This window comes from Gluconacetobacter takamatsuzukensis, from assembly GCF_014174275.1.
Lineage (GTDB): Bacteria > Pseudomonadota > Alphaproteobacteria > Acetobacterales > Acetobacteraceae > Gluconacetobacter > Gluconacetobacter takamatsuzukensis.
The window spans coordinates 1-14,891 of the sequence record NZ_JABEQK010000014.1 but is presented as its reverse complement, the minus strand read 5'-3'; the positions used below and the strand labels follow the sequence as shown (position 1 = coordinate 14,891).

General features: G+C 65.2%; 6 protein-coding genes. 2 read left to right on the top strand and 4 right to left on the bottom strand.

Features of this window, described 5'->3' with window-relative positions:
• Positions 1 to 112 precede the first annotated feature (112 nt).
• The 3 genes from HLH27_RS14935 to HLH27_RS14925 are packed head-to-tail and all read right to left on the bottom strand — an operon-like array spanning position 113 to position 4,227.
• Positions 113 to 2,266, bottom strand: a complete 2,154-nt coding sequence (locus HLH27_RS14935) for an HlyD family efflux transporter periplasmic adaptor subunit (protein ID WP_182950845.1) — start codon at positions 2,264 to 2,266, stop codon at positions 113 to 115.
• Positions 2,251 to 3,618, bottom strand: a complete 1,368-nt coding sequence (locus HLH27_RS14930) for an efflux RND transporter periplasmic adaptor subunit (RefSeq protein WP_182950844.1) — start codon at positions 3,616 to 3,618, stop codon at positions 2,251 to 2,253. Before HLH27_RS14930 ends, HLH27_RS14935 begins: the two co-directional genes overlap by 16 nt.
• A 9-nt stretch (positions 3,619 to 3,627) precedes the next feature.
• Positions 3,628 to 4,227, bottom strand: coding sequence for an efflux RND transporter periplasmic adaptor subunit (locus HLH27_RS14925; protein ID WP_246375933.1), 600 nt, complete (start codon positions 4,225 to 4,227; stop codon positions 3,628 to 3,630).
• Here HLH27_RS14925 and HLH27_RS17130 point away from each other — a divergent pair.
• Entirely contained in the window at positions 4,226 to 4,552 is a 327-nt protein-coding gene (locus tag HLH27_RS17130; RefSeq protein WP_246375932.1) for a hypothetical protein, read from the top strand. The two genes, HLH27_RS14925 and HLH27_RS17130, sit on opposite strands and share 2 nt — an antisense overlap.
• Positions 4,553 to 4,628: 76 nt before the next feature.
• On the opposite strand, the gene HLH27_RS14920 is transcribed toward HLH27_RS17130, so the two are convergent.
• Complete coding sequence (locus HLH27_RS14920) at positions 4,629 to 6,158, bottom strand: TolC family protein (RefSeq protein ID WP_246375931.1); 1,530 nt, start codon at positions 6,156 to 6,158, stop codon at positions 4,629 to 4,631.
• Between the two features lie 391 nt (positions 6,159 to 6,549).
• Between HLH27_RS14920 and HLH27_RS14915 the strand changes: the two genes are divergently transcribed.
• The coding region (locus HLH27_RS14915; RefSeq protein ID WP_182950842.1) for a DUF4347 domain-containing protein at positions 6,550 to 14,891 on the top strand (8,342 nt) is incomplete at its 3' end.

The following is a 14,891-nucleotide window of genomic DNA, read 5'->3' as shown; positions in this document are numbered from 1 at the left end:
GGGAGATTCCATACCGCATAATCCCGCCCCCAGAAATCATGCCGTTTCGGCAGGCGGCGGCCCATGACCGAAGTTTAATAGGCCTCCCCGCGCCCCGCACGGGCCGGACACCTCAGAAACCCGCTTCCCCCATCAGCAGCGCAACCGTCCTGCGATACACGCGCGCCAGCAGCGACATCGGCCGGCTCTGGATAACGGCAATGCCGGGCTGGCGCGGAGGAATGGACCCACCCCCCTGCTCCGGCTCCAGAATGACACGATAGACCGCACCGTCGGGCACCAATTGCCCGTTATCGTCCTTGCGCGCCTGGATATGCCCGCCATAGACCGACGCGGCTTCCGGCGAATCCAGATGCCCGATCGAGGCCGGCGAAATCGATCTCACCCGGGCATCGGTCACCCCTCCGTCCGCCCCCGGCGCCTGGAACCACGCGCGGGCGCCGATGTGCAGCCCGTCGATATCGGCCTCGTCGACATAGACCTCGATAACGGCGCGCGTGTCGGTAACAAGGGTGCCGATCCGTTCATGGCGACGCAGCGTGTCGCCGGCCCGGATATCGGGGGGAACATCCACCAGCCGGCCGGAAAAGGGCGCATGCACCGTCAGCAGCCGCATGGATGCCTGCAGATGGTCCAGTTCGGCGGTCTGCTGCGCGATCTGGTCGATCGTGTCATTCAGGGCCGATGTCTGCGTCGGATCGAAATCGCGCCCCGCCAGACTGGCATTCAGCGAGACCAGCCGCGCCTGCCCGACCGCGACATCATGCTCCAGTCCGGGCGAACGCAGGATGGCGACGACCTGCCCTCTCGTCATCTCCATGCCGTCGACCGGCGGCGCGGTCACCACCCCGGCATCGTCGGTATAAAGCTCGGCCTGCTCGGCCGCGCGCAGGATGGCCGGCGCATGCAGGTGCGTCCGCCACGGGACCAACAGCAGGATCAGCACCGCCATCACGGCCAGCGCCGTTCCCTGCGCCCGCCAATGCCTATGGTTCGATCGAATCTGCCGTACCCACTCCACCGCTTCGCGCAGGATGGGCCGGGCGAGGAACACCCACAGTTCGATGCCCATCAGCACGGCGCCCAAAGCCCGGAACACCGCGTGATAGACCACCAGTGCAATCCCGGTGAACAGAAAGAACCGGTAGAACCACGTCGCGACACTATAACCCAGCAACAACCCGCCCTGCTTGCGGGAAAACGCCTCCGGCGGCGGCGCGTCACCACCGAACAGCAGGCGCCGGGTGCGCCATCGCGTCCAGGCGAAGGCCCGTTCCTGAAGGTTTGGCACCCCGAGAAGGTCGGACAGGATATAATAGCCGTCGAAGCGCATCAGCGGGCTGAGATTGACCGACAGCGTCAGGATCCATGTCGAACTGCCCAGCGTGAACGCCCCGTCGCGCAGCGGCCCGTCCGGCAGCACGCTCCACACGATCGAGGCACAGGCTGCCAGCAGCGTCTCCGCCACCATGCCGGCGCAGTCGATGACCAGCCGGTCCCGTGTCCGCGTCAGGCGCCACGCATCGGTGGTATCCGTCCACAGGACCGGCCAGAGAACCAGAAACGCCACCCCCATCGACGGCACGCGGCAGCCGAAATGCCGGGCGGCGATACCGTGCCCGCATTCATGCAGGATCTTGCTCAGCACCAGCGCACAGGCAATGCCGAACGCCCCTTCGGGCGTCATCAGCCGCGCGAACCCCTGGGCGAACGTCGCCCATTGCTGCGCGATCAGCATCAGGCCGGTCAAGGCGAACAGGCCCGCCCCCACGCAGAACCCGCGCGTGAATATCCAGCGCAGATGCGGGGTCGCCCACGCCAGAAGCCGATCCGGATTGCAGAGCCGAATCCTGAAGAAAAGATAATGATGCAGCAGCCACGTCAGGGCACCCGGCCGCCGCGCGCGTTGCGCCAGCCGCAGGCTGTCGCCGCGCTGGCCGGGCGCGACCAATTCCGCCTGCCGCGCGAACAGCAGCATGTCGTTCACGTCCTGCACCGTGGGCCGCAGGGTCGTCGTCAACGCGATGTCGGCGATGATCGCCTGCACATCGGCCATATGCCAGCGCTGGAGAATTTCCATCTCGACCCAGCCCAGCCGGATATAGCGATGCCGCGCCGGGTCGTACAACGTCCAGGTCGGGGCACCGGCGAAGACCGGGCCGCGCAGCAATTCCAGGTCGTCCCGCAGGGGCGGCCAGGCGGGCGGCGGCACGGATGGCGCAGCGGGGCTCGCGCCGCCGCCATCAGCACTCAAAACGAAAGCCATTGCCGGACGATGCTCAACGGCTTGCGCAACGCCCACAGGATCAGGACGTGCCGGGGTCCGTAAATGCGCGCGGTGCCTTTCAGCCCCAGGCGCATGTCGGCCCGCATGTCGGCCCGCAGCGTGTAGGCCAGGATGCCGGCCGTCGTGGCGCTGCTGCCGTAGGATGCAAAGACCAGGTGCCCCTCGTTCGGCCGGTCGGGCCGCACGTTATCGAAGAACCGGACGGTCGATCCGGGGTCGAAATGCCCGATCTCGGTCACAGGCAGCCGGATTTCGATGCGCCGGGACAAGGCAGGCGCGACCATCAGGATGCGCTCGCCGGCCTCGACCGGCCGCCCAATCCATTCCGACGGGTCGTTGTACAGCGCCAGCCCGCTCATCGGCGCCGGGATCGAGGCCTTGCGCAACAGCTCGTCCTGATAGCGCATCTGGGCCGCCTCCTCATCGATGCGCCCGCGCAACTGCTCGGCCTGGGCCCGCGCCTTCTGGTCCGACATGCCGGCCTGCGCCGCCTCGTCATATTCGGTCCGGGCGACCTGCCATGCCTTGCTGGCAACCTGGTACTGGCTTTCCAGCTGCGCGCGTTCCAGTTCCACCACCACCGCGCCGGCCTGCACCGGCCCATTCGGCGGGGCATCGATCTGCCGCACGATCCCGGCAAAGGGTGCGCGGATATAGGCCGGGTCGGCGGCCACCACTTCGGCCGGCGCCAGCACCCAGGACCGGACAGGATAAAGCGCGACGGCCGCGACCAGCGCGGCGCCGGCCAGGACCCAGCGCCGCGCGCGATGGCGTGCCGGGGGCCGGTGCGGCAGGTCGGCCAGTTGCCGCGCCTCGGCATAGGCCCCACCGACAAGGGCCAGCAGCCGGGCCTCGCGCGCGGTCCACGGTTCGGCCCGCGCCAGCAACCACTTCCCGAGCGGGCCGTGGCGCGAGCCCAGTTGCACCAGCAGCGCATGCCCCCCCAGCCAGCTTCCCCACGCCGCGCCGATCTCCTCCGGCAGGTCGGCAGCCGTCAACGCACGCACCGGGGCCGCCGCGCTGCCATCACGCACGCCGCTCTCCTGCCGTGCAACGGCGGCGAACACGCTGCCGATCCAGCGGACATAGGGCGCGGATCGTTCGAACACCGCAACGCCCGATACCGCCGTCACGGCATGCGTCGCCTGTGCGTAAAGGGCCGCCTGCTGATACGGAATCAGTTCCCGCGTTTCGTTGACGAGCACGAAATCCAGTTCGTCGCGCGGACAGGTCCTGATCCGCTCGCACAGTTCCAGGATGCCCGAAAACAGCAGCAGATCGGCCTGACGGACATCTCGGCCCGCGATGTCACGCGGGGGGACTTGGGACATCGATGCGGGTCAGTTCGTCAGGATGGCATCGCCGGTCATGCCCGGCAGAAGATCCGGCTCCGGCCGCACCAGTTGCCCATAGACCTTGATGGTCTTGCTGACCGGATCGACCTTGCCAGACAGGCGCGTCACCACTGCGTCATAGGTATGGTCGGTCTCATGAATCCAGACCTTGTAGGGCGTGCCCGGCCGCAATTGCTGCAATTCCATCGACGAAACGATCATCGACAGTTCCAGCGACGAATCGTCCAGAATGTCCAGCATCGGCGTCCCCGGGGACAGATACTGGTAGTTATGGACAAGAACGTTGGAAACCCGGCCATTGAACGGGGCGACGATCGTGCATTGCGCCACCACCGCCGTCCCCATTTCCAGGTCCGCCTCGGCCGCATCGACATCCGCCGATGCCGACCGCAGGTCGGACACGCTCCACTGGCCGAGCGCCTTCATGCGGTTCTGGACCTCCAGCAGGCCCTTGCGCTTGACATATTCGGCCCGTGCGTGGGCCAGTGTCGCCTTCTGCTGGCCGCACTGGAACCGTGCCAGAACATCGCCGGCACGAAACCGATCGCCGTCCCGAAACGGAAATTCGGTCAACTGCCCCGACATGGTCGCGCTGATCTGCGCACTGACGGGCGTTGAAATCTGTATGGCGGGCCTATGGGCCGCCGACTGCGTCCCCAAGGGCGAGGCGGACGCGACGGCAGCCGCCCCGACCGGCGATTGCAATTCCACGGCGGAATGCAACGGCGCGGAGGGTTGTGCCGCCCCGGCGGGCTGCGCTGGCACGACAGGTTGCATCGGCGCAGGCACGGGCGCAGTCACGCGCCTGGCGGGATCCACCGGCGGCATATCGGCTGCCAAGGCGGCCGCACCGGGCAAGCCCGTCAACAGGAGAGACGACAAAACAACAGCGAAACGCATTGTGATATGATTTCCATTACGGAAACAGGACGATACCGCCAGCCTGGAATGCAGCCGGTGCAGCACGTCCGATTTCCGATCGCCCCTTATCCGGCGCTGGCCGGCGCCGCAGCCGAGGCAACGGGCTGGCCGGACGGCGCGGGCGGGCGGGCATTGGCGACAGGGACGGCCCCGGCGGCTGCCGAGGCGGTTTCAGGCAGCGCCAGGTTCGGCAACTGGCCGGCCTCCCAACCCGCGATCGAATGTTCGACCTGCACGGTCAGGCGGTCCAGATCCTGCATGTCGGAGTTCGCCGGCACCAGATCGACACCGACCGAGGCATAGATATTGGCCAGCGCCTGATGCGTCTGCGCCAGGTTGCGGCTATAGGCCAGCTGCCCCAGCAGCGCCGCCATCTGGTGCCGTATCCGATCGGCCTTGGATTGCGCGCCGGCGGATGAGGCAACATCCGCCAGCCGCTCCATCTGCAGGCTGACATCGTTGATCTCACGCGCGGTCTTCAGCCCGTCCAGCGCGGTGCGATAGCGCTGCGCGCTCAGATTGACCTGTGTCAGTACCGAAATACTCAGTGCCAGCCTGCGTGCTTCCGACAGCTTCACATTGCTCTTGGCCATGGCGATGGCCCGCGGCCCCTGCACCATGTTCATCAGGTTGATGGTACCGCGAACGCCGATCTGCCCCCAGATGTTATGAACCAGCAGGCTGTTGGAATCGAAATTTCCGTTCCCGATGGCACCGATGCCCGGCATCATCTTCAGGATTTCCTTATAGACGTCCTGCCGGTCGATCTTCTGCTGATAGACTTCCATCCGCAGTTCGGGCCGCATGACAAGGCCCATGCGCTCCAGCGCGGCATTGTCCAGCGACGCGATCGGCCGCACATCCTGCGGCAGCGTCGTCAATGTCAGGACGCTGTCCTGCGGAATATCGATCAGCGAGGCAAGCTGTATCCGGGCGCTCACCAGTTCGTCGCGGATACGGCGCAGGTCGCCCAGGAGCTGGATGATATATTGCTGGTAGTCCAGCAATGTCAGGGGCGATTGCAGATGGGCGTTTGCCGCGTCGTGCGACGCCGCCAGCATGTCTTCCGCGTCCTTGATGATCGGGTCCAGGCGGGGCAGCATGACCTGCGCGGCCACCGCTTCCCAATAGCTGGTGGTGACCGCCTTCACCAGGTCATTGATGGCCCGGCGCCGGCGTTCGACCGCGATCAGCGCGCGATAGGATTGCTGGCGCGCGCTGAAATAGCTGATGCCCGCATCCATGACATTCCACGAGAAACTGATATCTCCCGTGCCGTGGCTGGCCTGTTCGGAATATGAATAATCCAGCGAACGCTCGTTGCTGAACCAGTCGATGCTTTCCGCCGCATTGTTGTTGCTGCGATGCGAATAGCCGGCATCGGCCGCCAGGTGCGGCAGCATCTGCATCAGGGCCAGGTCGATCTGCTTTTCCTGCTGGCTGGCTTCCAGCTTCGCGACCTGCGCGTCGTAATTGTATTTGAGGGCGCGGGCGATGGCCGTCCCCAGGCTCAGCCCGCCTTTCAGCGGAACATAGCCCGCCGTGATGGCGGCCTGGTCCGCGTCCGCACGGGCAATGTGCTCCTGCAGGGACATGGGCTTGGGGCGGACCCCGCAAGCCGTAAGCGCGAGAAGGGCGGAAACGGTAAGGGACACAACCGGAAGCCGTCTCGCGCGTTCGACGTAGTGGTGCATTGTATCCGAATTTCAAAACAAGCGGTTGCAGCATTCAGGCTGCAAAAGCGGCCCGCATTTCTATAGCCGACTCCGATGATAAACACCGTCCCGATGGCTAAATTCGACCTTAAAGGGCCTTTCCATTATTTAGTCAATGGCCAATTGTTACAATACGAGAAATTTCGAAAAACCCCGGCACGCAGGATTGCGCCCCCTGATAATCCTGCCTTATTTGGGACAATGCACGTGATGTCTCGTCGTGTTCGGCGATTTTTTTCCTCACGAGGCATTTTTTATTTAGGGCGGCCCGATGCGTCTGATCTTGGAACAACGCTATCTCTTCGACGGTAGTATCGCACATGTGGCGCACCACCATGCGCACCATGGCGGGATCGACGCGCACGAGGGAACGGCTGTCGCCGACGCGATCGAGGCCGTGGCCGACGCCCCGCCGGCCGCCGGCATATCGCGCCCCGAACCCGGCCATACCGACGACCGCCAGGCCGCCACCCTGGCCGACGGCGCCGCCGCCGGGTCGCTGACCGCGATCGTCTTCGTGGATTCCCGTGTCGCGGACTGGAAGGAACTGACGGCCTCCCTGCCCGACAATGTGGGCGTCGTCGTCATATCGCCCGACCGCAACGGCATGGATGTGGTCTCGCGCGTCCTGGCGCACCAGCAGGACCTGCAATCGGTCAATTTCCTCACCTATGGCCAGCCCGGCGCGGCCGAACTGGGTAACAGCACCATCAGCGAGGCCACTGTCGCGGCCGACAGCCGGCAGGTCACCGGATGGGGCGACGCCCTGGCACCCGGCGGCCAGATCCTGTTCTGGGGCTGCGATGTCGGCGCGGGCGTGGACGGAAGGGCGCTGGTCGACGACCTGCATACGCTGACGGGCGCCGACATCGCGGCCTCGACTGACAGGACCGGCCTCGCCACCCTGGGCGGCAACTGGACGCTGGAACAGACGGCGGGCATGGACCAGGCGCAGGTCGCCAGCCCGTTCTCGACGCAGGCCGAGGCAAACTACGATTACGCGCTGGACGGGCCGGTGGCGGACGTGGCGCTTTCGGGGCAGGCCAGCGCACTGCTGGGCGGAACCTTCACCGACACCATCACCTTCAAAAACAGCGGCGGCAGCCCCGGCTACACGCCGTATGTCGAACTGTTCGCACCGACCAATTCCAAGCAATACACGCCGCTGGAATCAGGCGGCCTTTCCATGGTCAACGGCAGCGGCTCGACGAACCTGCCTTACAAGATGGCACTCCTGACGACGGGCCCCGGCAACACCATCGGGGCGACCAATCCGCTGACCGGTACATGGGTCGCAGCCCCCACCGGCTTTGCGGTGGGCGACACGATGTATGTCGCCCAACTGCCGTTCGGCAGCTACACCCCCGGCCAGCCGCCCATTACAATCCAGGCAACCTTCCTCACCGACACCAGCAATGAGTCGATCGTCAGCCGGCTGAGCAGCGATGGCGGGCTGGTAAACATCGCCGCGGCGGGCGGCTATGCGCTGGGCGACTCGCCCACCGGATCGACCCCGATCGCAAGCAGTTTCCAGACGGCCGGCACCTCGCTGGACCTGCTGGACGTGACATCGCAGATCCAGACCGCGGTGGGCGAGGACGAAAGCCCGACCGGCCCCGACTATGTCCAGCATTACCAGTTGACCCTCACGGCAGCGCCGATCACCAACGGCAACCCGATCAGCGGCGGAACCGTCACCATCGCCCTGCCGGAGCAGGTGATCTTCAAAGGCGGCACCGTTGATATCGGGGGCCAGACCGTCACTCCCACCTTCACCGGCACCCCCGGCAAGCCGGGCGGCACGCTGAATCTGGCCTTGACCAACGCCATGTGGGCCACCGGCGCGCCATTGACGATCGACATACCCGTCTATGTCGACAGGACCGATGCATCGGACAATCCGGTCCTCGAACCGGGCAGCGTCGTCGATCCCACGACGATCGCCGCCCCCACCGAGAGCTACGCCAGCGTTACCTGGACGCCCCCGACGGGTTCCTTCGACAAGGGCTACACCAAGACCTTCGGCGCGACCGTCACATCCGCCGACACCGCGTTCGACGCCAAGGCCTTCGCGATCCAGGAAAGCGCGACCGACGAGACCGGCGGCGGAAAGGTCATGCCGGACGATGTGATCACGCATACGATCGCGATCGAGAATTCCGATTTCTATGCCTCGAACAATCTGAATCTGGCCGCAACACTCAGCGACGGGCAGACGATCCTGGGCACGACGGTTCCCCTCTTTTCCTACACCGACATCAATGGCGACCTTCACCAGAACCTGTCGCTGGGGAACGCCGGCGGCAGCACCGGCTCCTATTGGTCCTACACCCGGAATTCGTCGACCGGCGTCACGACGGCCACGTTCGATATCGCGCAGATGCTGGCGGCACAGGACCTCCCGGCCATGCGGGCCGGCAGCAGCGCCTCCCTGACCTACGGTTCGCAGGCCAGCGAGACCTTCTTGGTCACGAGCCTGCCGGTGACCGAAGGCAACCAGCTGACGTCTTCCGTCAACGCAAGCGTGGATCTGCTCGACCCCTCCTCGGGACAATCGCTGTCCGAAACAGCCGGCGACACATCGGGCACGACCCTGGCGGTGGCCCAGGGCGGCCCCTCCCTGCAGGTCGTCGCCATCAACGGCGATACGGGCGCGGCCGCCAATCCCATCAAGGCCGGCGACTACGTCACGTATCAGGCCACCTACAACCTGACGTCCAACACGTTCGACGGGTTGGACCTGGCCTCCTATCTGCCGTTGCCGCTGGTCAACACGGCAGACCCCACGGCATCCGGTTCGGCCACGACCACCCAGTTCACCCAGGCGACCGGCCAGACGCGCGGGACATATATCGGCAACGCCGCCAATCAGGCCGGAACCTATATACTGGACACCACACCCGCGTCCGCTGCGACGGACGTGACGATCGCCTCGACGGCGGCGGTAAATTCTGCGGCGAACAGTGTGGATTTCGCACTGCTCAGTAATAATACCATGTCCGAAACCGGCAAGACGGTGACGGTCCTGTTCACGCTCAGGGCCACCGACGCCCCCTTCGCCGACGGCCTGACCATGACCAGTCAGGAACAATCCACGTTCGTCTATGGTTCGGACCCCACCCACGACACGCAGCAGACTTCGGTCATCACCCAGTCGACGGTGGCCGAACCGATGGCGGAACTGAAGACTGGCATCGTCTCGGTCATGACCCCCGACAGTCACGCCGACACCGTTTCCTACACCGGTTCGGCCGACCCCACCGCGATCTTCTCGGCCGCCGGTTCCACCGGCAATATTTTCAAGACACAGCCAACCCCCACCTCACCCGACCAGACCCTCGGCGCGATCGAGGATCTGGATGCCAGCCAGGCGAATGCCGGCGATACGGTGCGTATCGCGACATCGGTGCAGAATTCCGGTTCGGCGACCATGTACGGCCTGACGATCGCCGGTACCCTTCCGGCCGGTTTCGCGCCCGGCGATGTCAGGAATTTCCAGATCACCTATCCCGACGGCTCCGCCGTCCCGCTCAGCGACAGCACCGCCTATTTCACGGCTGCCGGATTGAAGATTCCCGCCTCGGCGACCGAGTCCAGCCTGGCAGCCGGCCAGGTCCTGACCGTCACCTATGACTTGACGCTACCGGCCACCGCCATCGACACCACGCTGTCCCCCAGCGCGAAAATCGTCAATTTCTGGAACACGGCAGACGCCGCGGCGGCCGGCACCAGCACCAGCGGGTTCGTCACCAGCCGCACCCAGACGTCCGATCTCGGCGACGGCGCCGACATCACGACCATAGCGCCATCGATCACCCAATCGCTCGGCCCGTCATCCATTCGTCTCGAAGACGGCACGACCGTCGAGCAGAATTACAACGGAATGGATGCGGCCGGGGCCGATCACGGCAGCAATACCGTCGTGGCCGGCGAACAGCGCCAGACGACGATAACGGTTCAGGTGCCCCAAGGCACACTGACCAACGCGGGCGATGTCTCGATCACGGTCACGCTGCCCAAGGGGGTGACGTATGTTCCCGGCAGCCAGTCGGTGCCCGGCTACTCGGTGGCGAGTCCCACGCCCACATCCAACGGCGACGGCACCACCACCCTGGTCTTCGATCTGGGGTCCTCGGTCACCAATACCAACACGAACGGCACCCCGAAGGCGCTGACCCTGACCTATACGGCCAATTACACCAATGGCATGGACAGCGTCGGCACGGACCAGCCCCTGACGGCGGCACTGAACTATACGCCTGACGGCACAGGCGCATCCCGCTCCCTGGCCGCCACCCCCGTGCAGGCCATCGAGCAGGAACCGAGCCTGAGCGAGCAGATCGCCTCGACCCTGGACAATCAGAAAGCTGCCTATAGTGGCGAGACGGTAACTTATACCGCCACAATCACCAATACCGGCCTGGTCCACGCCTACGACGTCACCGTCAATCCGACGAACGACACCCCGACTGTCCTCCAGGGTGTCTCCTATTCCTTCAACGGGCAGTCCGGTCTCGATACGGCGGGACTCAATAGCGCAATCAAACAGTATCTGGGCACCACCGGTCTGGCCCCGGGCGCGGAACACGCGCTGACCTATCAGATCATCGGCAAGATCGCATCCAACCAGCCCGCCACCACCACGGCCAAGGTTGAAGATACCGTCACGTCCAATTCCGTTCCGAATGGTCCGGGTGGCACGTCGTATACGGCGCCGGAAGTACAGACCGCCACGGCTCACGACGCGCTTGTCGCGGTCGGCGCCCCGACCGCGACAAGTCTGTCGATCGTCGGCGAAGCCAATGACACGACCCTGGTTTCGGGCCAACCACTCAGCCTGGCCCGTACCGGATCGGCGATCAACGTGGTCCCGGGCGATTATGTAACCCTTCGCGGCATCGCGACCCTCCCGGAAGGGTCCAACGGCAATGTCACGCTGACATTCGACGTGCCGTCCAACCTGACCGTGGATATGTCTGCCACGGCTGCGAATTCCAACGTCAAGATCCTGCTGGTCAGCCCCGACGGCCAAATGACGTCCACGACGCTGGAAAGCCTGCTGGGGACAGGAAGTTCCAAATCCTCCACCGTGCAGACCATAGGTGGCCTGAGTGCGGCCCAGACCACGGCTGCCACGCAGGGTCTGCCCCTGTCGGCAGACCAGATTTCCTATGCGGACGGCAAGCTGACCATCAATCTGGGCACCGTGACCGACAATGCCGGCCAGGACAACCCCAGCAGCGTCGGAACGTACGGCTCAGCGATCTACGTCGTCGTCGATGTGAATGCATGGGTCAACAACGACGCCAGCAACAAGGCTGGCAACCAGCTTATTGGCGAAACGCTGAGCGTTTCGACCGATGCAACCGCATCCCAGCCCGTCACCACCCCGTCAGTCACCCAGACGGTGGTCGAACCGCAAGTCACCCTGACCAAGACGGTCCAGGGCATCACGTACGACGCGGGCACGGGGACCTATACCGTCACCTATGTCGATACGCTGACCAACACCAGCACCGTCACGGCCTACGGCGTGACGCTGAACGATCCGTTTGCGTCAGGCGAGAGCCCTTACGGAACCGCGACCCTGTCGAACCCGACACCCGACGTCGACGGAACGAAGAACTCCTCCACGCCCCAACTCGGTTCCTCCGCGGTCACGGGAAGGATCACGCTCGAAGGCGGCCAGAGCGAGGCGATCACCTATCACGTGCAACTCCCGGCCTCCCAGTTGGGCGCGGATGCGACCACGGCGACGGTCACATGGCTGTCGCTGCAGAACGTCGCAGCAGGCGCGAACACGAGTGGCGCGGTGGACCAGAGCCGCGACGGGTCGGGCAATCCCGCAGTCGATGATTATTCCGCAAGCGTCACGACGGGCCTGGCCTATGTTGCGGGCCAAGTCTGGCAGGATCTGGGCTATACCCCGAACACATATGCTTCAGCGACAGATACGGCCCTTGGCAATGTCAAGGTAAAGATTGTCGAGGCGGACGGCCACGGCACTTACGACACATCGAGCCAGCTCAACGCGGGCGCGGGTCTGCTCACCGCTGCCGACGGCACCTACGCCACCCTGATTCCATTCTACGGGGCCACGCCGTCATCCACATTGGCAACCGTCACCCTGCCGTCCGCCGGGCAGTCGGGCCTGCCGGGGGGCGAGACGCTGGTCTATAACCCGCACGGCACGACAGCCGCCGCAACGGCCACGGTTTCCCCCGACAGCACGGGCGGCCATGTCGCGACCCATGTCGACATGTCGTTCGCCCTGCCCGACACCGCGCCGACATGGGCCGTGTCCGGCGCCACCACGGGTTGGGGCGGAACCACGCCCATCACCGACCAGAACGGCAGGCAGACCATAAGCCTGGGCAATGCCGGCACGCTCGCGGTTTCCGATGCCGAGATCGACCGCCTGGTAGGCGACGGCGCTATCGTGTCCGCCAACGCCTATGCCGGCACGGTCCTGACGGTCCAGCGCTACAGTTCCCCGACCACGGCCTCGCCCTCCGCCACGGACGGATTCGGCGCCGCCGGAAATGCCACCATCGCTAACGGTGCGGTGTCAGTCGGCGGCACGCAGATCGGCACCTACGACCAGGCGAAGCTGTCGACCGGCATCTTGCAGGTGACATTCGGCGGCAATGCCACGGCGGCGTCCATCGCCACCCTGCTCCAGAATCTGACATACACATACACGGCCGCCAATAATGACGGCTGGTCCAACCTCGCCATCGGCGCGACGCTGTCGGATGGCAACACGACCAGCGTGGGCGGTAACAGCCTCACGGGCCATCAGGGCACCGGCGGGGCAAAGACCAGTGCACCATTGTGGACCTATGTCGATATTCCTCCGGCCTCTCCGGCGGGCTTCACCACTGCGTTCACCGAGCCCAACAACAACACACCGGTCCTGCCGACATATCTGGATAACAGCCTGACCCTGCAGGGCACCGGCAGCATCCAGAAAGCCGTCATCCAAGTCACGAATGCCCTGCCCGAGGACGTTCTGGCCGCCCCCACCCTTCCGTCGGGCATCAGCATTGACACGGGCAATACCAGTTACGATTCCGCGGCCTACACCTATACCCTGACCCTGACGGGGACCGTCGGCACCCCGCTGTCAAGCTGGCAGACCGCGTTGCGGGCGATCACCTATGCCGACAGTTCGGACACGCCGACAACGACGCCGCGCAATGTCACGATGTCGCTGTACGAAAACGGGGTCGCCACCCCGGTCACGACCACGGGCACCGTCTCTGTCACCGCAGTCGACGATTCGCCGGTACTGACCACAACCACGCTTCTCCCGATCCAGTCGTCCGAGGATGCGGCAACACCCGTCAGCGGCGTCCAGGGAACGTCTCTGGCCACCCTGATCGGCTTCGACAGCAATCCGTCGGGCCCCCGGAACGTGCAGGATCCAGACCTCGCCAACGACCATGACGGCAGCGCGACAGGCACGCTCGGCATCGCCATCACCAACGTCGATACCAGCAAGGGCACCTGGTATTATTCGACCGATGGCGGCACGAATTGGGCGACCATGCCCGCCATCCCCGCCGGGTCCGCGTTCGATCTGACGGTCACACCGCAGACGCAGGTCTATTTCCAGCCAACGGTCGCGAACTGGAACGGTACGATCTCCAACGCGCTGACCTTCCGCGCGTGGGATCAGTCAGATGCCGTGCACTCTGGCACGGTGACGACATTGCCGACAGCGTCCCTCGGCCAGGGCACCAACACACCGTCGGCGGCCTATTCCGCCAACGCGCAATCGGTGTCGCTGAACGTCGCGGCGGTCAACGATGCGCCGACGATCACCGGCACCCCGGTCATGCCGGCGGAAACGGTCAACAGCACGACCGAGACCGCACCGGGCAGCACGGTGGCTTCGCTGTTCACATCCGTCTTTTCGGACGCGACGGACAATGCCACCCTTTCGACCGCCAACACGCTCGCGGGCATCGCCATCACCGGCGACGCCGCCGACCCGGCGACCCAGGGAACGTGGCACTATTCCACCGATGGCGGAGCGAACTGGACCGCCCTGCCGTCCAACCTTTCCGCCACCAACGCGCTGGTGCTGCCGACGACGGCGCAACTGCAATTCGTGCCGGTGGCGGGCTTCAGCGGCAAGCCCGGCGGCCTCACGGTCCATGTCGTCGACAACAGCGGCCAGTCGAACAACGCAGCGCCATCCTTCATGAAGGGCACGACCCCGGTCTACGGGTCCGATATCGGCACGACCGTCTATACGGGTGTCGATGTCAGCACGGCCATCGCCGGCACGGTACCGACGGATGCCGCCTCGATCAGCGCAGACAGCGTGGTGCTGACCATTCCGGTCTACGACGCCCCGACGATGACGGGCGCCCCGCAGGCACCGACCGAATCGGAAGATACGACGGCGGCGAATGCACCGCATGCCACGGTCACATCGGTGCTGGGGCCGGTCTTCTCCTATCCGACACGGAATTCGCTGCCGGACCCGATTGGCGGCATGGCCATCACCGGCGATGCCGCCAACGCGACCACCCAGGGCACGTGGCGCTATTCCACCGATGGCGGCGCGAGCTGGACCGTCCTGCCGTCCGACCTCTCCAGCAC

What these genes read in the sequence shown, in the direction of transcription:
- HLH27_RS14920 (WP_246375931.1), bottom strand. Translation starts at nt 6,158, where the DNA reads ATGTCCCTGCAGGAGCACATTGCCCGTGCGGACGCGGACCAGGCCGCC.
- HLH27_RS14935 (WP_182950845.1), bottom strand. Translation starts at nt 2,266, where the DNA reads ATGGCTTTCGTTTTGAGTGCTGATGGCGGCGGCGCGAGCCCCGCTGCG.
- HLH27_RS14930 (WP_182950844.1), bottom strand. Translation starts at nt 3,618, where the DNA reads ATGTCCCAAGTCCCCCCGCGTGACATCGCGGGCCGAGATGTCCGTCAG.
- HLH27_RS14925 (WP_246375933.1), bottom strand. Translation starts at nt 4,227, where the DNA reads ATGTCGGGGCAGTTGACCGAATTTCCGTTTCGGGACGGCGATCGGTTT.
- HLH27_RS17130 (WP_246375932.1), top strand. Translation starts at nt 4,226, where the DNA reads ATGGTCGCGCTGATCTGCGCACTGACGGGCGTTGAAATCTGTATGGCG.